This is a genomic window from Micromonospora sp. DT231 (assembly GCF_049847025.1).
In the GTDB taxonomy this organism is placed as follows: domain Bacteria; phylum Actinomycetota; class Actinomycetes; order Mycobacteriales; family Micromonosporaceae; genus Micromonospora.
Window position 1 is genome coordinate 1 of the sequence record NZ_JBNCNO010000040.1, and the last position, 940, is coordinate 940.

Annotated in this window: 1 protein-coding gene; it reads left to right on the forward strand. The window is 68.0% G+C overall.

Annotated features, from left to right (window positions below):
* The first annotated feature begins 82 nt into the window (after positions 1 to 82).
* On the forward strand, positions 83 to 919 hold the full coding sequence (locus ACPXBU_RS34815; protein ID WP_425761397.1) for an IS5 family transposase: 837 nt from the start codon (positions 83 to 85) through the stop codon (positions 917 to 919).
* Positions 920 to 940: the final 21 nt, after the last annotated feature.

Here is a 940-nt window from a genome sequence, read left to right on the forward strand (position 1 = left end):
AGAGCGCGTTTGGTTTGTGGGTTGGTCGGGTGTGTCGCACAGTGGGTCCGACCGATGAGCCTGGCTCGGTCGATGGACAGGTATGGATCGAGTGCGGCGGTACCCGTCTGACCTGACCGACGCTGAGTGGGAGATCATCGAGCCGATGCTGCCGTCTCCGCAGTGGATGGGCAGACCAGAGAAGCATCCCCGGCGGGCGGTCATCGACGCCATCTTGTACGTGGTGCGTACCGGTTGCGCGTGGCGGTACCTGCCGGTCGACTTCCCGCCGTGGCAGACCGTGTACGCGCACTTCACGCGGCTGAACAGTCGGGGCGTGACCGAGCGGATCCTGACCGAACTCCGTGAGCAGATCCGGGTGGCTCACGGCCGTGACCCGGAGCCGACGGCGGGGATCATCGACTCGCAGAGCGTGAAGGGCGCCGACACCGTGCCCCGCGATTCCCGCGGTTATGACGCCGGGAAGAAGATCAACGGCCGGAAGCGGTTCATCGTCACCGACACCCTCGGACTCCTGGTCACCGTCTGGGTCCTGGCCGCGTCCTGGCAGGACCGCGACGGCGCCAAAGGAGCCCTGCTCGCCACCTACGCGGCCACTCCCATCCGTCACGTCTTCGCCGACACCGGCTTCGCCGGGCGCCTCGTCGACTGGGCCCGCGACCTGCTGCGTACCACCGTCGAGATCGTCCGCAAACCCGCCGACCAGCGCGGGTTCGTCGTACACCCCCGCCGCTGGGTCGTGGAACGGACCCTGGCCTGGATCACCGCCCACCGCCGCCTGGCCCGCGACTACGAAACCCACCGCGCAACGTCAGAGGCCATGATCCGATGGGCCGCCCTCGGCGGCATGCTCCGCCGCCTCACCCGAGGCCAACCCGCCACCCGCCAACAACGCCTCACCTTCAACACACCCGACTGACAGCAAAGTGAAACGCGCTCT